The following is a 19,165-nucleotide window of genomic DNA, read 5'->3' as shown; positions in this document are numbered from 1 at the left end:
GAATAGGTAAATCTATCCTGTCCATAGATGGTGGCATCGGGACATGCCAAGCGATATTCTCTGAGATAAAGGCACGCACAACGTGCCACAAACGGGCGATCAGTCCCGATGGGCCTCAACCGCCGAAACCGCGCGTTCCAGCTTTCGCAAAATGACCGGATCGCCCGGCGCGGAATGGGCGGCTTCATCCGCCAGTTGAAGAATGTGGGTTGCGGAAAAACTGGCCGCCAGCCCCTTCAATCGCCATGCAGCATATTCCCAGTTAGCATCGCAGCGCGCTCGTCCCAGAAGATTGACTTGCCGTTTTGCACTTTCCAGAAACGCCGCGCGCAATTCTGCAATGAGGAACTGGTCGTCCCCTACAGCAGCCGTTAGAGCGGCATCTAAAGCTCCATAATCAAATGACATTTGTCCGTTTTACAGGCGATATGGTTAACTTATGGTTTCTATGATCCATTATTGTGTTAAATAGCTTATATGGCAGGTGAAAATAAAATTATCGGGATGTGGCGTGACCGGGAGGAAAGTCCCTCTGACGACCAGAAAGCAACAACAAGCGTGGAAGATGACACGCAGGATCCAGAGATGGACGACCAGGGTTTTTCTGAAGAAATTCAGCAAATTAGCGATGGCGTTCCGGACGACGACTGGAGCCATTATGCCGATGATATCGCAACGCCCCCTGCCCGCGGCCGGTTTATGCCGGCGTTGTTGCTGGCCTTTTTAACGGTCTGCTGGACCGGGTTTTTCCTGTGGGCAAATCGCGACATTTTTACAACAATGCCAACTCCGAAGGGCGGCATTGATCTTCTGAGCCAATGGTGCCTGCCGATCGCGACACTCGGAGTCGGCTATCTGCTTTACATGCGCAACAGCACCAGAGAAGCAAGCCGTTTTGCGGATGTATCCTCGTCGCTGCGGGCTGAATCCGATTTGCTGGAAACCCGGCTGAAGACGGTCAATAACGAACTCAGTGTCGCACGTGAATTCCTCGGTCGGGAAAGCCGCGAACTCGAATTTCTGGGAGAGCAATCTTCCGGCAAACTCACCACCGCCGCCGATTTGATCAAGAAGGCTATGGACGACGGTCTGGGCAAGATGAAGAATCTCGATACAGTCAGTGAAGCCGCTTACAAGAATCTTGAACAGCTTCGTGAACATCTGCCAGTGGTTATCAACACTGCAAAAGACGTAACCAATCAGATCGGCAATTGCGGACGCACCGCGCAAACCGAAATGACAGCGATGGCTTCGATCCTCCAGAAAATCGAGAATGTCGGGGCCTTGGCCAACCAAAGCCTTAGCGAGCTGACGGACAAATCTACGCTATCGGTCGAAAATCTTGCGATTGAAGCAGAGCAGATTAAAATCGGACTGACGAAACAGCTGAAGGAAGCCGAAGCCGGATCGACCCAGCTCGCGACCTTGTTGAAAAACACGACGTCGGAAACAATCGCTGCCCTCCACAAAACGCGGTCAGAGCTGGCCACTGAAACGTCGGATGCGACATTGGCCATGCGCGCCGACCTTGATGCGCTGGAATCGGCTCTGGCTGCTGCCAGTCAAATTGCCAATGACGAAGAAGTCCGGTTGAAGGCAATGGCCGCAACGCTCAATCAGAATATTTCCGATATTGCCGAGAATGTCAAAAACCTTGATAATGAAAGCGGCGAGAAAACGGCGAAGCTCGCCTTTGCGATGACTGCAATGGAACAGAATAGCGCTGCCTTGCAACTATCCCTCGAAAATGGTTATGGCGTTGCCGATAGCATGCTCGAGCGGATGGAGAAGCTGCTCGTCGCACTCGACAGCAGCGCGCGGGAATTGGACGAAACCCTGCCGAACGCCTTCGAGCGCGTTTCTGAAAAATCCAGGGAAAGCCTGGCGCTTTACGGCCAGATTGCTGGCGAAGCGGACAAGGCGCGCAAGTCCGCGCGCAGCGTTGCAGAGCAGATCGCACAAACAGATCAGTCGATCAGCAATCAACAGGATCGAATTCGCAAATTGCAGGAAGACGGAGACCTGGCGAGCCAGTCCATTGTCGAGCAAATTGAAGAGATTTCGAAATCGATCGAAGCCGTTCGCGAACAGAATGAATCGCTCGCGGAAAGCGCCGGCGAAAAGTTGATCAGCGCGCTTCTGCGAGTCAAGGACACAGCGAAACAGGCTTCGGAACATTCGCGAGAAGTGCTTGAGAATTCGATCGCTGGCTCGGCTGAAACATTCGAAAAGATGAGCGAAGACGCGTTGAACAGGGTGATTGATGAAAAAATTGCCTCAATCGCACCGAAACTGGAGCGCGCGGTATCAAGCGCGGTGGCGACGACCCAGTCAACCGCAGCCCATCTGACGGATCAATTGGCCGCCATCGAGGACATGACAACCAATCTCGAGCAGCGCATCCTCTTTGCAAAGGAAAAATCCGAGCAGAGCAGCGACGAGAATTTCAGCCGGCGGGTTGCGCAACTGACGGAATCGCTCAATTCAATCTCGATCGATGTCGGAAAAATCCTGTCGAATGATGTCACCGATATGGAATGGGCCGCCTATTTGAAAGGCGACCGCGGAATATTCACGCGCCGAGCGGTCCGCTTGCTGGACGGCAAAGAGGTTCGCGAAATCCTTGCCCAATATTCCGGCAATGACGAATTCCGCGAACATGTGAACCGTTATATCCATGATTTCGAAGCGATGCTGCGCGGGGTCCTCGCCACGCGGGATGGCAGTGCGATTAGCGTGACCTTGCTGTCGTCGGACGTCGGCAAGCTATATGTCGCACTGGCACAGGCGATCGAGCGCCTGCGCAACTAGTTCAGCCGTGAGCGGCTTCCGAAAAAATCGATATCGTCAAGTGTGATCCAGCAGTTGGCATAGTTGAGATAGAACAGCAGAAATGCGACTGTCGCCAGCAATGTGGTAAGCAATATCACCCGTAGCGGCCGGAAGTTAACCGGCGCGCCATCGGCCTGCCCTTCCACCATTTTGACTCCGGATTCATCATGGCTGCGAATGCCAATCGGCAGGATGATAAATGCCGACAGCACCCAGAAGAGCACGTAAATAGCCAAAATTGAGGTGAATTCCATCGCTGGTCAGGCTTCCACAGTGAGCACCGAGACGACCGGTTTCTTGCCGGTCCACTCGGTCGCGGCACGGCGGACAAGCAGCCGGACGGCTTCGCTGAACTTATTGATATCACCGACGGGTTTTTTATATTTTGACAGGATATCGTCAATGACTTCATCGAGAAAATCTTCCTCGTCTTCCTCAAGCGGCACACCGTTTAATTTCAGCACCGGCTGCCCGAAAATACTGCCGTTGTGATCAAGCGCAATGGCGACCGAAATCATCCCGTTATGCGCACTTTTACGCCGCTCGTTCAGAGTTTTGCCGTCAGCCGGGATGATCACATCGCCGTCCAGAACAAGCCGTCCGGTCCGCTCCTGTCCCAATATTTTCGGGCCTTTCGGAGCCAGTCGCACGACATCGCCATTCTGCTGGAAGACTGCCTTGGGAATGCCTTGCTCCAGGCCGAAGCGCGCCTGTTCCTTCATGTGCCGAATTTCGCCGTGAACCGGTACCAATATTTCCGGTTTGATCCAGTCATACATTTGGGCCAGTTCGGGACGTCCGGGATGACCGGAAACGTGGATATGTTCCTGACGCTCGGTGATCATCACAACACCCTTGGCTGCAAGCTGGTTTTGAATCCGGCCGATCGCGATTTCATTGCCGGGGATCTGCTTGGACGAGAATAGGACATGATCGCCCTCGGAGAGTTTGATCTGGTGGCTATCACCTGCAATTCGCCCCAATGCGGCCCGGGCTTCCCCCTGCCCGCCGGTTGCAATGATCATCACCTCTCCGCGTGGCAGGCTCATGGCTTCTTCAAAATTCACCGTTGGCGGAAAATCCTTGAGATAGCCGGTTTCCCTGCAATTATCGATGATGCGATCAAGCGAACGGCCAGCCACACAGAGCTTGCGTCCCGTATATTTAGCGACTTCTCCCAATGCCTGCAGCCGGGCCGCATTGGATGCAAAAGTTGTCACCACGATGCGCGTGTCGATATTTTCGACGACCCGCATCAGATTGCGGCGCACTTCGCCTTCCGATCCGGACGCCTTGTCGTTGAATACATTGGTGGAATCACACACCAGTGCCAATATGCCATCGTCGCCAATCTCGGCAAAAGCTGCCGGTGTCGAAGGAATACCGAGCACGGGCTCATCATCAAGCTTCCAGTCACCAGTATGGAAAATCCGGCCATAAGGCGTGTCGATCAGCATCGCATTGCCCTCGGCAATACTGTGTGCGATCGGCAGATAACGAAAGCCGAAGGGCCCGAGATCAAAGCTGCCTTCATTGGGAATGATATGGAGCTCGACCTGTTTTTCCAGACCGACCTCTTCCAGTTTGCGACGGATCAGACCTGCCGTGAACGGGGTTGCGAAAAGCGGAACATCAAGATCCGCCGCAAAATAAGGCACCGCACCGATATGATCCTCGTGGCCGTGCGTCAGCACAATGCCAAGCAAGTCCTTCCGATGTTTCTCGATAAATTCGAGATCGGGCAGGATCAGGTCAATCCCCGGATAGCTGGGATCGGCAAAGGTCATGCCGAGATCGACCATCACCCACTTGCCATCACAGCCGTAGAGGTTGACATTCATGCCGATCTCGCCTGACCCACCGAGAGCCAGGAACAGAAGTTCTTTTTTTGGTTTTGTCATGAAGCGTGTGTTGCTCGCTGATAGAGGAAATGCAGGCCCTGAAGAGTCAGGTCCGATTCCAGATGATCGAATACATCTGTATGTTCGTCAAAAAGTACGGCCAGGCCGCCGGTAGCAATGATTTTTGTTGGGCGACCGATTTGCGCCTTGGTGCGTGTGACGAGCCCCTCGATCATCGCTACATAACCCCAGAAAATGCCGATCAGCATCTGGCTTTCGGTCGTGGTGCCAATAACATTGTCCGTCTCCGGAGATTCCAGTGCGATACGCGGGAGCTGAGCGGTCTTGCCGACCAGAGCATCCAGCGACAGATTGATACCGGGCGCAATGACGCCGCCCTTATAGGCGCCTTCATAGTCGGCGACATCGAAGGTTGTCGCTGTGCCGAAATCGATAATCACGATATCCTGCTTATATTTCTCATGCGCCGCAATGACATTGAGCACGCGGTCAGCGCCGACGCTGTCGGGCTGTTCAACATCCAGAGCAATACCCCAGTGCGCCGCACCTCGACCGGCGACCAGCGGCGTCACGCCAAAATATTTCTCGGCCAATACCGTCAGATTATGGAGCGCACGCGGCACAACGGTGCCAATGATTACCGCGTCCACGGCGCCGAGTTCGAGACTTTCCAGCTCCAGCAGCTGACGGAGCCAGACGACATATTCGTCTGCCGTACGCCGGGCATCGGTTGCGATGCGCCAGCGCGCACGAATCTCATCACCGTCGAAGAGGGCGAAGACAACATTGGTATTCCCGGCATCGATGGCCAATAGCATGAGCGACTCTTCTTGTTATCCGATCGAAATATCACCGGCATGTATTTCGATAAGCGTTCCGTCAGTTTTTCTCAAGCAAAGTGCGCCTTCTGCTGTCAGACCAGCAAATTCTCCGGTGATTTTCTCTCCGCGCTCATCGCTTGTCGATATCATGCTGCCAACTGGATGGGCCAGCTTCTGCCATTCGCTTAATATATACGCCACCCCCCGTTCGCGCCAGATTTTCACCAATGCTTCAAATGCCTGCGACAAACAGGCGAGAAAGCCAGCGGCATCCACTGATGCACCTTGATCGGCAAGACTGGTAACCGCCCGGTCAGCGACTTCCGGCGCAACAGCGATATTCACGCCGATACCAACCACCACCTGATCCTTCACGCGTTCCAGCAAAATACCGCAAATCTTGGCCCGAGACACCAGAATATCATTGGGCCATTTCAGGACCATATCGGCGTCAGGAAGAAACGAGCGAATGGCGTCATAAACCGCTAGCCCGGCCAGGAAGGATAGCGAGGACGGAGCCGGATCTCCGGCCCGGATATCCACAATCGTGCTGCAATAGAGATTGCCCTCCGGGCTCTCCCATTTTCTCCCGAGACGGCCGACGCCGCCGCTTTGCCTTTCCGCACGCAGCCAAAAACCTTCGCCGGCGCTCCCCTGCCCCGCCAGCGCTTTCATATCCGCATTGGTGGATGCGGTCTGTTTTACGGTTTCTACCCGGATAGTCAGAAAAGCGACGCCGCCGCAGCAGCGGTAATCGGTGCCACGAACGGTATCGTCAGATATCCGAGCGGCGATACCAGCAGCGCCATAAGAGCAATCAGGGCATTTTCCGTCTTGTGCCCGGTGACCACAATCTCGCCAGAGGGATCATCGAAATAGATGATCTTGACGACCTTGATATAATAAAAGGCACCAATCACCGAAGCGGCAATACCGATTACAGCCAGCGGCAACATGCCCGCTGCCACAGCGGCATCAAAGACCAGGAACTTGCCCCAGAAACCGAACAATGGCGGGATGCCGGCGAGCGAGAACATGAACACGGCAAAAGCTGCCGCCAGACCCGGCCGTGTCTGTGACAGACCGGCGAGACTAGACAGGCTTTCCAGAGGATTGCCGTCCTTGTCGCGCATTTCCAGCACACAGATGAAGCTGCCCAATGTCATCGCGACATAGATGGCGAGATAAAACATCATCGCCGAAATGCCTTCCGGGGTACCGGCAGCGAGACCGATAAGCAGAAAACCGACATTGTTGATCGAGCTATAGGCCAGCAGACGCTTGATATTCTGCTGCCCGATTGCGGCAACCGCGCCAAGAACGATCGAGGCCAGCGCGACAAACACGATGATCTGCTGCCAGGCCGATGTCTGGCCGCCAAAGGCGTCGATAATCACCCGCGCTGTCAGCGCAATGGCCGCCACTTTCGGGGCACTGGCGAAAAAGGCGGTGACCGGTGTCGGCGCGCCTTCGTAAACATCCGGCGTCCACATATGGAACGGTACGGCGCTGATCTTGAATGCCAGACCGGAGAGGACAAGCACCAGACCGATCAGCGGTCCGGTGGAAAGATCTCCTTCCAGCGTTTCGCCGATCACGGCAAAATTCGTCGAACCGGCGAAGCCATAGACCAGGGATATGCCGAACAGCAGCATCCCGCTGGCCAGCGCGCCGAGAACGAAATATTTGAGACCGGCTTCGGACGAGCGGACGTCGGTGCGGATGAAACTGGCCAGCACATAGGCCGAAAGGCTGTTCAGTTCGAGACCGATATAAAGGGTCATCATGTCGGTTGCCGAGACCATCAGGCCCATGCCGATGCAGGCAAAGAGGATCAGGACCGGATATTCCGGTCGATACTTGCGACCGCCCTGAAAGAAACGGGGCGCGATCATCAGCGATACGATCGCCGCCAGATAGACCAGGAATTTCGCGCTGCTGCCAAAGGCATCCATGCGATACTGATCGCTGAAGGCAGAGGCGCCATCCTTGAATTCCGGCAGGTGGGCGAGCACCATCAAGAGGGTTGAAGCACCGAACAGCGCCGCGGCTGACAAGATCGTCACCAGACGCGCCGATTTTTCGCCGCCCCAGGCACCAATCATCAGCAGGATCAGGGCCGATACGGACAGAAAGGCTTCCGGTGAAACCAGCCAGAGGGAATTTCCGATATCCATCAGTGCGCCTCCCCTTCGGCGTGATCTTTGGTGACGGCTTTGGCCTCACCCATTTTCAGATGAGCATCGCCTTCTGGCGCGGCCCGGTCGATACGCGCCACCAGCGCGCCAACGTCACCCCGGATCGGGGCCATGAAGCTTTCGGGATAGACGCCCATCCACATGACCGCAGCAGCGATCGGGGCAAGCAGCGCCATTTCCCGCGCCGACAGGTCCGGCATGGCTTTGACATCCTCGTGTACCAGTTCACCGAAAGCGACCCGGCGATAGAGATAGAGCATATAGCCTGCTCCCAGGATAATGCCGGTCGTGGCGACGAGAGTGACCCAGCTGTTGACCTTGTAGAGGCCGATCAGCGAGAGAAATTCGCCGACAAATCCACTGGTTCCCGGCAGGCCGATCGAGGCCATGGTGAACAGCATGAACAATATGGCATATTTCGGCATGTTGATCGCCAGCCCGCCATAGCGGCTGATTTCGCGTGTGTGCAGACGGTCGTAGATCACGCCGACGCACAGGAATAATGCACCGGATACCAGACCATGGCTCAGCATCACGACAATCGCGCCCTCGATGCCCTGGCGGTTGAAGGCAAACAGGCCGAGTGTCACAATCGCCATATGCGCGACCGACGAATAGGCAATCAGCTTTTTCATGTCCGACTGCACCAGCGCCACCAGCGAGGTGTAGACCACCGCTACCATCGACAGGGCAAAGACCAGCCAGATGAACTGTTCGGATGCTTCCGGGAACATCGGCAGCGAGAAGCGCAGAAAGCCGTAGCCGCCCATTTTCAGCAGCACGCCGGCCAATATGACCGAACCGGCGGTCGGTGCCTGAACGTGCGCGTCCGGCAGCCAGGTGTGCACCGGCCACATCGGCATCTTGACCGCGAAGCTGGCGAAGAAGGCGAGCCAGAGCCATGTCTGTGCCTCGGGCGCAAAATCATAGTTGAGCAAGGTTGGAATATCGCTGGTGCCAGCGTCCTGCACCATCCACAACATCGCGATCAGCATCACCACCGAACCGAGCAATGTATAGAGGAAGAATTTATAGCTGGCGTAAATCCGGTTGGTGCCGCCCCAGATACCGATGATCAGATACATCGGGATCAGGCCTGCCTCGAACAATATATAGAAGAGGAAGATGTCCTGCGCGGCAAACACGCCGATCATCAGCACTTCCATGAACAGGAAGGCCGCCATATATTCCCCGACCCTGGTCTGGATCGATTCCCAGCTGGCGCCGATACAGATGGGCATCAGGAATACGGTGAGCATGATCAACATCATCGAAATGCCGTCGATACCCAGCGCCCAAGAAAAATTGCCGAACAGCTCGGCGCGCTCGACATATTGCCATTGCGGACCGCCAATATCGTAATTGGCCCACAGCACCACGCCGAGCAGGAACAACGCCAGCGTGGTGGCCAGAGCCAGCCAGCGCGCGGCCTGCGCGTTGAGGAACAGGCAGATGATTGCGGCCAGCATCGGCAGGCCCATCATCAGCGACAGGATCGGAAAATCAAGCTGGTTCATTAGCTGGCTCCCCGTACGATAACCCAGGTGGCCGCAGCCGCCAGACCGAGCAGCATCACGAGGGCATAGCTATATAGAAATCCGCTCTGGAAGCGCTTGGCCACGCCCGCACCGCTGGCGACCAGCGCCGCGATACCATTGGGACCAAAGCGGTCGATCGTGCCTTCGTCACCCTTCTTCCAGAACTGCCGTCCCAGCCAGAATGCGGGCCGAACGAAGATCAGGTTGTACAGCTCGTCAAAATACCATTTGTTGAAGAAAAACTGGTAGAGCGGGCTGAAGGTCGCAGCGAGGCGCGCCGGACGGTCAGTGCCGCGGAAGTACATGAAATAGGCAGTGGCGAGACCGGTCAACATGGCGGCAGTCGCCGACAATTTCACCCAGAGCGGTACTTCGTGCATATGGTGCATCAGGCCCGCATCATAGGCGATCGCACCATTCCAGAAGCCGGCATCTTCGATAAATGCGTGGCTGAACACATAGCCTGCCAGCACCGCGCCGACGGAGAGTACGCCGAGAGGAATCAGCATCGACAGCGGGCTTTCATGCGGATGATAGCCGCCGGTTGTGTCATTGCCAGCCTGTTCCGGCGTCTTGTGGACGCTGTGCTGAATATGCTCGGACTGGATCCAGCGCGGCTTGCCCCAGAAGGTCAGGAACATCAGCCGCCAGCTGTAGAAACTGGTCAGCAGGGCCGCGAGCACGCCGATGAAGAAGGCAAATTGCCCCGCTTCGGTGCCGGAGGCAAAGGCCGCCTCGATGATCGCATCCTTCGAATGGAAGCCGGCAAAACCCGCGTGCAGCCAGTAAATGCCGACACCGGTGATCGCCAGCGTACCGGCCATCATCGCCCAGAAGGTCAGCGGGATTTCTTTCCGCAGACCGCCATAATAGCGCATGTCCTGCTCGTGGTGCATCGCGTGGATCACGCTGCCCGCACCGAGGAACAACAAGGCCTTGAAAAAGGCGTGGGTGAACAGATGGAACATCGCGACATTATAAGCGCCCACACCGGCGGCGAAGAACATATAGCCGAGCTGCGAACAGGTCGAATAGGCGATGACGCGCTTGATATCATTCTGGACGAGCCCGACGGTCGCCGCGAATATCGCGGTGCAGGCCCCGACTATGGTGACAACGGTCAGCGCCACATCGCTGGTCTCGAACATCGGCGACAGGCGGCAGACCATGAACACGCCCGCGGTCACCATGGTGGCGGCGTGGATCAGCGCCGACACAGGGGTCGGGCCTTCCATCGCGTCCGGCAGCCATGTGTGCAGGCCGAGCTGCGCCGACTTGCCCATCGCGCCTATGAACAGCAGCAGGCAGAGAATCGTCATCGTATCGAAACGCATGCCCGCAAAGGTGATCGTCGATCCGGCCATGCCCGGAGCCGCTTCGAGAATTTCGGGAATAGAGACGGTGCCAAAAACGAGGAACGTGCCGAAAATGCCCAGCATGAAACCCAAATCGCCAACCCGGTTGACGACAAATGCCTTGATCGCGGCGGCATTGGCGCTCGGCTTCTTGAACCAGAAACCAATCAGCAGATAGGATGCCAGACCGACGCCTTCCCAGCCAAAGAACATCTGGACCAGATTATCGGCAGTCACCAGCATCAGCATGGCGAAGGTGAACAAAGACAGATAGGCAAAGAAGCGTGGCTGGTCCGGGTCCTCGTCCATATAGCCCCAGCTGTAGAGATGCACGAGCGCGGAGACGGTGGTCACCACCACCAGCATCACTGCGGTCAGCGTATCGACGCGCAGCGCCCAGTCAAATTGCAGGTCACCGGAAATCAGCCAGGTCAGCACCGGGACGACTTCGGCGCTGTTGGCTCCGGTCAGAAAGCCGATGAAAATCGGCCAGCTGAGCGCACAGGCGGCGAACAGCGCGCCCGTGGTGACGATCTTGGCCGGCACATTGCCGATCACGCGATTGCCGAACCCGGCGACTATCGCTGCCAGCAGGGGCAGGAATACGATTAGCTGGATAGCCAAGGTCTTATCCCTTCATCCGGTTGACATCATCGACGGCAATCGTGCCGCGCTGACGGAAATAAATCACAAGAATGGCGAGCCCGATAGCCGCCTCGCCTGCCGCAACGGTCAGGATGAACATCGCGAATATCTGGCCGGTCATGTCGCCGAGAAAGGCGCTGAACGCGACGAAATTCAGGTTTACCGCAAGCAGGATCAATTCGATCGCCATCAGGATGATGATGATATTCTTGCGGTTGAGAAATATGCCGAGCATGCCCATCACGAACAGTATCGAGCTGACGACGAGATAATGTTCAATGCCGATCATAGCTCCACTCCCTTGCCAACTTCAGGCTGCGTGTTGCGGGTTGCGTCCTCGGGACGGCGAGCGATCTGGTCAGCAATATTCTGCTTCCGCACACCACCGCGCGTCCGCAGGGTCAGTACGATCGCACCCACCATCGCAACCAGCAGGATCAGGCCCGCGGTCTCGAACAGGAAAACATATTTGGTGTAGAGCAAGGCGCCCAACTGCTCGATATTCGAAGGCGCGCCTTCCGGCAGCCCGACCACGGCAGTCGCCTGTCCCATGCCCGAGGATTGCCAGGCCCCGACACCAAAGATGATTTCCACCACCAGCACCAGCGCCAGCAGCAGGCCAAGCGGCAGGTTCTTCATGAAACCGGCGCGCAATTCGGCAAAATCAATATCGAGCATCATCACGACAAACAGGAACAACACCGCCACCGCACCGACATAGACGATCACCAGCAAGGCCGCGATAAACTCCGCGCCGACCAGCAGCATCAGACCGGCTGCGTTGAAAAAGGCCAGAATCAGCCACAATACACTATGCACCGGATTGCGCGCGAAGATGCAGAACGCACCACTGGCGAGCACGATGGATGCAAAGAGATAGAATGCGAAAATTTGCATATTATTCTGTCTTAGCCCCTGTCCACATTTCCCGTTCGTCTCGAGCGAAGTCGAGAGACGTTTGCGTGTTTTCCCTGTGTCTCGACTTCGCTCGACACGAACGGAGCCGGGTTTTGATTTTCAATTCGCACGCCCATTACCGATAGGGCGCGTCGGCGGCAAGGTTTGCCGCGATTGCCCGCTCCCATTTGTCGCCATTTTCAAGCAGCTTCGATTTGTCGTAAATCAGTTCTTCGCGCGTTTCCGTCGCATATTCGAAATTCGGACCTTCGACGATCGCATCGACCGGACACGCCTCCTGACAGAAACCGCAATAGATGCACTTGGTCATGTCGATGTCATAGCGCGTGGTGCGGCGCGATCCGTCTTCGCGCGGCTCAGCCTCGATCGTGATCGCCTGCGCCGGACAGACCGCTTCGCACAGCTTGCAGGCAATGCAGCGTTCCTCGCCATTGGGATAGCGGCGCAGCGCATGCTCGCCCCGGAACCGCGGCGAAATCGGATTCTTCTCGTAGGGATAGTTGATCGTCTTCTTCGCCTTGAAGAAATATTTCAGCGTCAGCCAGTGCGCGCCAATAAATTCGAACAGGGTGAAGGCTTTGATGGTTTGTGCAATACTCATAGCGGCAATCCAAATTTGTCGATCATCTGATAGCCGCTGACCAGGAATACCCAGAACAGGCTCAGCGGCAGGAATATTTTCCAGCCCAGACGCATCAGCTGGTCATAACGGTAGCGCGGAACGGTCGCCTTGACCCAGCTGAAGATGAAGAAGAAGAAGAATATCTTGGCGAACAGCCAGATGATACCCGGCACCATGTAAAGCGGTGCCCAGTCAATCGGCGGCAGCCAGCCACCCCAGAACAGGATCGCGTTGAGCGTGCACATCAAGAGCACATTGGCATATTCACCGAGCCAGAAGAGCGCGAACGACATCGAAGAATATTCGGTCTGATAGCCGGCGACCAGTTCGCTTTCCGCTTCGGTCAGATCGAACGGCGTCCGCGCCGTTTCGGCCAGTGACGAGATCAGGAAGACCACCGCCATCGGGAACAGCAGCGGATTGACGCCATAGGCATTGATCCCGAGCAGATGCGATTTCTGGTCAGTGATGATATCCTGCATGTTGAAACTGCCGGCGAACAGCACCACCGAAATGATCACGAAACCGATCGACACTTCGTAGCTGATCATTTGCGCGGCGGCGCGCATGGCAGAGAAAAACGGATATTTCGAGTTACTTGCCCAGCCTGCAATCACCACGCCGTATACGCCCAGTGAACTGACCGCGAGAATGTAGAGCAGGCCGATATTGATATTGGCCAGCACCATATTCTCGCCAAAGGGAATCACCGCCCAGGCAAGCAAGGCCACGGAAAAGGTGATGATCGGCGCGAGCAGGAACAGGCCCTTGTTGGCACCCGAGGGGATGATCGTTTCCTGCAGGAATACTTTCAGACCATCGGCAAAGCTTTGCAGCAGGCCGAACGGACCAACGACATTGGGACCGCGGCGCAGCGCCATGGCCGCCCAGATTTTCCGGTCCGTGTAAATGATCATCGCCACGGCCAGCATCAGCGGCAGCGCAATCAGTAGAATCAACGCCAGCGTACCGACGAACCAGCCGGCTTCAAAGCCGAGAAGGGATTGGAGATACTCGGTCATTCCGCCGCCTCCATCATTTCGTCATCGGCATGCAACAATTCTGCGGAACAGCGCTGCATCGTCGCGCTGGCGCGGGCGATGCTGTTGGTCAGATAGAAATCCTTGATCGGCAGCACGCCCTGCCCCTTTGGCTTGTCGGGCAAGCCGGTTGGCGGCGACCATGCGAGCGTCACCAGACCTTCGGCGGCCAGTTCGGGATGATCCTTCGCCATATGCGCGCGCAATTCCTCGAAACTGTCAAACGGCAAGGTCTTGCCCAGCACGTCGGACAGGGCCCGCAAGATGCTCCAGTCCTCGCGCGCGTCGCCCGGCGCAAAAATTGCCTTGTTCGAACGCTGGACCCGGCCTTCGAGATTGACATAGGTGCCGTTTTTCTCGGTATAGGCCGCGCCCGGTAGAATGACATCCGCCGCATGGGCACCGGCATCGCCATGATGGCCGATATAGACCTTGAAGCTCTTATCGAACTGCGAAAAGTCGGTTTCATCCGCGCCCAACGCAAAGACCAGTTTCGGTTTCTTCGCCGCAATCGCCCTGATCCCGCCGTCAAACGCATAGCCGAGCATCAGCCCGCCGGTGCGCGAGGCCCCGATATGCAGGACGTTGAACCCGTTCCAGCCATCCCGTACCAGCTTGTACTTGGTTGCCAGCTTGAGCGCCCCGCCATGCGCGCCCTCGACGCTGAGCGCGCCACCGCCAAGAATGATCGCCGGCCGCTCCGCACCCTTCAGCGCATCGGCAGCCGCTTTCGGCAGTTTCGCCAGCAGACCCATGTCATCGCCCAGCCACTCGACCGGATAGGTCTGGTCGGTTTCCGGCCCGATGCCGAAGACTTTCGCGCCACCCTTGCGCACCGCCTTGCGGATACGGGTGTTGACCAGAGACGCTTCCCAGCGCGGGTTGGTCGAAACCAGCAGGATCACGTCCGCGTCCTCAATCCCGGCGATGGTGCTGTTGAAATTCACCGCTGCGAGACTGGAGACATCATAGGAAAGCCCGGTCTGGCGGCCTTCCAGCATGTCCGATTTCATCGATTTCAGCAGCTTCTTCGCCGCATACATCGTCTCGCAATCCACCAGATCACCGGCAATGGCGGCAACCGAACTGCCAGCCTTCACATCGGCAATCGCCTGAAAGGCTTCGTTCCAGCTCGCTGCTTCCAGCTTGCCGTTCTTGCGCACATAAGGCTTGTCGAGACGGCGCTTCATCAGGCCGTCAATCGCGTGGCGGGTCTTGTCCGTCGCCCATTCCTCGTTCACGTCATCATTGACGCGCGGCAGAGCGCGCAGCACTTCGCGGCCACGTGAATCGATGCGGATATTGGTGCCGACCCCGTCCATCACATCGATGCCAAGCGTCTTGGTCAATTCCCAGGGACGCGCTTCAAACGCATAAGGCTTGCTGGTCAAAGCGCCAACCGGGCAGAGATCGACAACATTGCCGCTGAGTTCGCTGTGCACCGCCTGTTCCAGATAGGAAGTGATCTGCATCCCCTCGCCGCGGCCAATCGCGCCAATTTCCTCGACACCGGCGACTTCCTCGCTGAACCGTACGCAGCGGGTGCAGTGGATACAACGGGTCATCGCCGTCTTGACGATCGGCCCCATATATTTCTCGGTCACCGCGCGCTTATTCTCTTCGTAGCGCGAGCCGCCCTTGCCATAGGCCATCGCCTGATCCTGCAAGTCGCATTCGCCGCCCTGATCGCAAATCGGGCAGTCGAGCGGATGGTTGATCAGGAGAAATTCCATCACCCCTTCGCGCGCCTTCTTGACCATTTCGCTGTCGGTGCGGATTTCCTGCCCTTCGGCAGCCGGCAAGGCACAGCTCGCCTGCGGCTTCGGTGGTCCCGGCTTTACCTCGACCAGACACATGCGGCAATTGCCCGCAATGGACAGCCGCTCGTGGTAGCAGAAACGCGGAATTTCCTTGCCCGCAAGCTCGGCGGCCTGCAGCACGGTCGCGCCCTGCGGCACTTCCAGTTCGATGCCATCTACGGTGACTTTAGGCATTATTGGGTCACCTCCAAAGCTGTTGCATCTGTCATATTTGCCTGCTGCATCGCCATCGCCAGTCTGTAGTAATTAACGCTCACCAGTCCCCGAAGCGCGGACTTGTTAAAAGCGACTTCGCCTTCATTATTAAGACATGGCCCAAAAGCTGGCTGCAATTTCTTGAAGCTTTCTGCTTCCTCGGCCGATCCAACCTTGGACATCGCCAGATCATAGCTGTTTTGCGGATCGCTACGCACGACACATTCGCCGTATAGCGAAAGCGCACGCACGGATTTCGATCTCGCTACCGAATCTTGATGCCTTCTGCCTTTTCGATCTGTCCGTTGCATCAAATCCGGATCGGAAATCTTAACCGGTAAATGGATTAATTTCGGAACATCCGCAAAGCTCCGTGGCACATGATCCTGCAAATCCATCCTGATCAACGCGCCAGCCAGCGCATATCGATATAAATCCCCACCGAATGCCATGCGTGCGCCGCGTCCATCATTTGCCTTTACAAGGCAGCCCCCTATGATCAGTCGCTTATATTGCTTTGCTATTTGGTCGTTATTCGCATTGGACAGGATAGCTTCCCGGGCCAATTCAGGTTTTTTCTGAACGACACAATCGGCATATTCTTGAGAGATTGCCCGCACCTCTGTCGGGTTCTTCTCTTTTGCAAGAGCAGGAGAAGCTGTTGCCACAACCGTGAGCAGAGCCAAAGCGAAGGATGTGCGAAAAGTCACTCCGCCGCCTCCAGCACATCCGCGCCCTTATGCTCGTTGATCCGCCGTTCCATCTCCGGACGGAAGTGCCGGATCAGGCCCTGGATCGGCCAGGCTGCTGCGTCGCCAAGCGCGCAGATGGTATGGCCTTCGACCTGCTTGGTGACTTCGTAAAGCGTGTCGATATCTTCGATATCCGCATCGCCATCGCGCATTTTTTCCATCACCCGCCACATCCAGCCGGTGCCTTCGCGGCAGGGCGTGCACTGGCCGCAGCTTTCGTGCTTGTAGAAATAGCTCAGCCGCGAAATGGCGCGGACAATATCGGTCGACTTGTCCATCACGATGACCGCCGCCGTACCGAGGCCGGAGCCAAGCTCTTTGAGCCCGTCAAAATCCATCGGCGCGTCCATGATCTGCGCCGCCGGAACCAGCGGAACCGACGAACCACCCGGAATGACCGCAAGCAGATTGTCCCAGCCGCCAGTGATACCGCCGCAATGTTTCTCGATCATGTCCTTGAACGGGATCGACATCGCTTCTTCAAACACCGCCGGTTTCTCGACATGGCCCGAAACCTGGAACAGTTTCGTGCCATGATTGCCTTCGCGGCCGAAGCTGGCGAACCACGCCCCGCCGCGCCGCATGATCGTCGGGACCACCGCGATTGACTCGACATTGTTGACCGTGGTCGGGCAGCCGTAAAGACCCGCCCCCGCAGGAAATGGCGGTTTCAGGCGCGGCTGGCCCTTCTTGCCCTCGAGGCTTTCGATCATCGCGGTTTCTTCGCCGCAAATATAGGCGCCGGCGCCGCGATGGACGAAGACGTCGAAATCATAGCCGGATTTGGCGGCATTCTTGCCGATCAGGCCAGCGTCATAGGCTTCCTGGATGGCCGCCTCCATGACCTTGGCTTCGTAAATATACTCACCGCGTATGTAGATATAGGCGGCCCGCGCGCGCATCGCGAAACCGGCGATCAGCGCGCCCTCGATCAGCTTGTGCGGATCGTTGCGCAGGATCTCGCGGTCCTTGCAGCTGCCCGGCTCGGATTCATCGGCGTTGATAACCAGAAAACTCGGCCGTGGATTGCCCTGGCTGTCCTTCGGCGCTTCCTTGGGCATGAACGACCATTTCAGACCGGTCGGGAAACCCGCCCCGCCACGACCGCGCAGGCCGCTAGCCTTCACTTCCTCGATAATCTTGTCATTGCCGAGTGCGATAAATTTCTTGGTATCGTCCCAGTCGCCGCGCGCGCGCGCCTCTTTCAGCCCCCAGTGCTGGAAACCGTAGACATTGGTGAAGATGCGGTCCTTGTCCTGCAGGAAATCAAACGCCATTATTTTTTCCTCCAGCGGCCCATGACGCCTCCGATGATGCCAATGGCAACCACCGCGAGCGCGATCCAGCCTGCATATCCGTCGAGTTGCATGGCATTAGCGCTCCCTTCCAACACCGTTCGTCTCGAGCGAAGTCGAGAGACCGGATATCGCGCAATGTGTCTCGACTAGCCTCGACACGAACGGAAAACGGCGCACTGCAACACCCATCACCATTCCCCCCGGTAATCGTGATTTTCTTCAACCATCGCCTGTAGATTGGTCGGACCGCCCACGGCTTCGCTGGTCTTGCGACCGATTTGCGAACCGACCTTGATATCCTTGCCCGCGGCGAGATCTTCGAGGATCCGGGTCATGATGTCATAATCGAGATCTTCGTAATTGTCGTCGTTGATCTGGACCATCGGCGCGTTCGAGCAATTGCCCATGCACTCGACCTCGGTCAGCGTGAACAGGCCATCCGGCGTGGTCTTGCCCTTGTTGAGCCCCTTGTTCTTGCACGCCGCCATCACATCGTCGCTGCCGCGCAGCATGCACGGCGTGGTGCCGCAAACCTGCACATGGAAACGGCCGACCGGCGCGAGATTATACATGGTGTAGAAGGTCGCGACCTCATAGGCCCGCATATAAGGCATATCGAGATAGGCGGCGACATATTCGATCACCGGAACCGGCAGCCAGCCCTGCGTTTTCGTATCCGCACCGACCTGCCGCTGGGCCAGATCAAGCAAAGCCATAACCGCCGATTTCTGTCGGCCGGCCGGATATTTGGCGATCTGCCATTTGGCGAGTTTCTCGTTTTCCGGCGTGAACGCAAAATCGCCCCATTTGGCGCGGGTTTCGATTTCGTCGGGGATGTTGGGTGCTTCAGCCATTATCGGTCACACTCTCCAAATACGACGTCAATCGCGCCCAATATGGCGGTGGCGTCCGGCAGCATATGGCCCTTGGTCATGAAATCCATTGCCTGCAGATGGCTGAACGCGGTCGGGCGGATCTTGCAGCGATAGGGCTTGTTGGTGCCGTCGCTGACCAGATAGACGCCAAATTCGCCCTTGGGGCTTTCGGTCGCGACATAGACTTCGCCAGCCGGAACGTGGAAGCCTTCGGTGTAAAGCTTGAAGTGATGGATCAGGGCTTCCATCGACTGCTTCATCTCGCCGCGCTTGGGCGGGACAATCTTGCGGTCGGTCGAAGCAACGGGCCCGCCGGGCATTTCATTCAGGCACTGGCGCATGATCCGCGCGCTCTGCCGGACTTCCTCGACACGGACCATGAACCGGTCATAGC

The 19,165-nt window shown here is 57.0% G+C and carries 17 protein-coding genes and 1 pseudogene; 1 reads left to right on the top strand and 17 read right to left on the bottom strand.

Features of this window, described 5'->3' with window-relative positions; genetic code table 11:
- Positions 1–99 precede the first annotated feature (99 nt).
- Positions 100–408 (bottom strand): Hpt domain-containing protein, encoded by a 309-nt coding sequence (locus ACN0WX_RS06895; protein ID WP_417621556.1) that lies wholly within the window; start codon positions 406–408, stop codon positions 100–102.
- 69 nt (positions 409–477) lie between these two features.
- Between ACN0WX_RS06895 and ACN0WX_RS06890 the strand changes: the two genes are divergently transcribed.
- Positions 478–2,811 (top strand): hypothetical protein, encoded by a 2,334-nt coding sequence (locus ACN0WX_RS06890; RefSeq protein WP_417621555.1) that lies wholly within the window; start codon positions 478–480, stop codon positions 2,809–2,811.
- Here ACN0WX_RS06890 and ACN0WX_RS06885 read toward each other — a convergent pair.
- The 16 genes and pseudogenes from ACN0WX_RS06885 to ACN0WX_RS06810 all read right to left on the bottom strand — a co-directional run.
- Entirely contained in the window at positions 2,808–3,086 is a 279-nt protein-coding gene (locus tag ACN0WX_RS06885; RefSeq protein ID WP_417621554.1) for a DUF1467 family protein, read from the bottom strand. The genes ACN0WX_RS06890 and ACN0WX_RS06885 overlap by 4 nt on opposite strands.
- 6 nt (positions 3,087–3,092) lie before the next feature.
- Positions 3,093–4,733 carry a ribonuclease J gene (locus tag ACN0WX_RS06880; protein WP_417621553.1) on the bottom strand — a complete coding sequence of 547 codons (1,641 nt, stop codon included), beginning with the start codon at positions 4,731–4,733 and terminating at the stop codon, positions 3,093–3,095.
- Entirely contained in the window at positions 4,730–5,512 is a 783-nt protein-coding gene (locus tag ACN0WX_RS06875) for a type III pantothenate kinase (RefSeq protein ID WP_417621552.1), read from the bottom strand. The genes ACN0WX_RS06880 and ACN0WX_RS06875 overlap by 4 nt, the downstream gene beginning before the upstream one ends.
- 15 nt (positions 5,513–5,527) lie before the next feature.
- Positions 5,528–6,235, bottom strand: coding sequence for a biotin--[acetyl-CoA-carboxylase] ligase (locus ACN0WX_RS06870; RefSeq protein ID WP_417621872.1), 708 nt, complete (start codon positions 6,233–6,235; stop codon positions 5,528–5,530).
- A gap of 2 nt (positions 6,236–6,237) precedes the next feature.
- Positions 6,238–7,692, bottom strand: coding sequence for an NADH-quinone oxidoreductase subunit NuoN (gene nuoN, locus ACN0WX_RS06865; RefSeq protein ID WP_417621551.1), 1,455 nt, complete (start codon positions 7,690–7,692; stop codon positions 6,238–6,240).
- On the bottom strand, positions 7,692–9,230 hold the full coding sequence (locus ACN0WX_RS06860) for an NADH-quinone oxidoreductase subunit M (RefSeq protein WP_417621550.1): 1,539 nt from the start codon (positions 9,228–9,230) through the stop codon (positions 7,692–7,694). The genes nuoN and ACN0WX_RS06860 overlap by 1 nt, the downstream gene beginning before the upstream one ends.
- Positions 9,230–11,230: an NADH-quinone oxidoreductase subunit L gene (nuoL, locus tag ACN0WX_RS06855; RefSeq protein ID WP_417621549.1), complete on the bottom strand. Its 2,001-nt coding sequence runs from the start codon at positions 11,228–11,230 to the stop codon at positions 9,230–9,232. Before nuoL ends, ACN0WX_RS06860 begins: the two co-directional genes overlap by 1 nt.
- A 4-nt stretch (positions 11,231–11,234) precedes the next feature.
- Entirely contained in the window at positions 11,235–11,540 is a 306-nt protein-coding gene (gene nuoK, locus ACN0WX_RS06850) for an NADH-quinone oxidoreductase subunit NuoK (protein ID WP_323800948.1), read from the bottom strand.
- A complete protein-coding gene (locus tag ACN0WX_RS06845; protein WP_417621548.1) occupies positions 11,537–12,148 on the bottom strand; it encodes an NADH-quinone oxidoreductase subunit J in 612 nt (203 codons plus the stop codon). Before ACN0WX_RS06845 ends, nuoK begins: the two co-directional genes overlap by 4 nt.
- Positions 12,149–12,284: 136 nt before the next feature.
- The gene (gene nuoI, locus ACN0WX_RS06840; protein ID WP_415178708.1) at positions 12,285–12,770 is read right to left on the bottom strand and encodes an NADH-quinone oxidoreductase subunit NuoI; all 486 of its coding nucleotides are present in this window, start codon (positions 12,768–12,770) and stop codon (positions 12,285–12,287) included.
- Positions 12,767–13,813, bottom strand: coding sequence for an NADH-quinone oxidoreductase subunit NuoH (nuoH, locus tag ACN0WX_RS06835; protein WP_417621547.1), 1,047 nt, complete (start codon positions 13,811–13,813; stop codon positions 12,767–12,769). Before nuoH ends, nuoI begins: the two co-directional genes overlap by 4 nt.
- On the bottom strand, positions 13,810–15,825 hold the full coding sequence (nuoG, locus tag ACN0WX_RS06830; protein ID WP_417621546.1) for an NADH-quinone oxidoreductase subunit NuoG: 2,016 nt from the start codon (positions 15,823–15,825) through the stop codon (positions 13,810–13,812). Before nuoG ends, nuoH begins: the two co-directional genes overlap by 4 nt.
- Positions 15,825–16,556 carry a hypothetical protein gene (locus tag ACN0WX_RS06825; RefSeq protein ID WP_417621545.1) on the bottom strand — a complete coding sequence of 244 codons (732 nt, stop codon included), beginning with the start codon at positions 16,554–16,556 and terminating at the stop codon, positions 15,825–15,827. Before ACN0WX_RS06825 ends, nuoG begins: the two co-directional genes overlap by 1 nt.
- The gene (gene nuoF / locus ACN0WX_RS06820) at positions 16,553–17,875 is read right to left on the bottom strand and encodes an NADH-quinone oxidoreductase subunit NuoF (protein WP_417621544.1); all 1,323 of its coding nucleotides are present in this window, start codon (positions 17,873–17,875) and stop codon (positions 16,553–16,555) included. Before nuoF ends, ACN0WX_RS06825 begins: the two co-directional genes overlap by 4 nt.
- A gap of 209 nt (positions 17,876–18,084) precedes the next feature.
- The gene (locus ACN0WX_RS06815; protein ID WP_417621543.1) at positions 18,085–18,750 is read right to left on the bottom strand and encodes a complex I 24 kDa subunit family protein; all 666 of its coding nucleotides are present in this window, start codon (positions 18,748–18,750) and stop codon (positions 18,085–18,087) included.
- Positions 18,750–19,165, bottom strand: a pseudogene (locus ACN0WX_RS06810) (NADH-quinone oxidoreductase subunit D); the annotation flags it as partial. The pseudogene ACN0WX_RS06810 and the gene ACN0WX_RS06815, both read right to left, overlap by 1 nt.

This window comes from Parasphingorhabdus sp. (assembly GCF_048269915.1).
Taxonomy (GTDB): Bacteria; Pseudomonadota; Alphaproteobacteria; order Sphingomonadales; family Sphingomonadaceae; genus Parasphingorhabdus.
The sequence above is the reverse complement of the archived record's forward strand: the minus strand, read 5'-3'. Positions and strand labels throughout refer to the sequence as shown.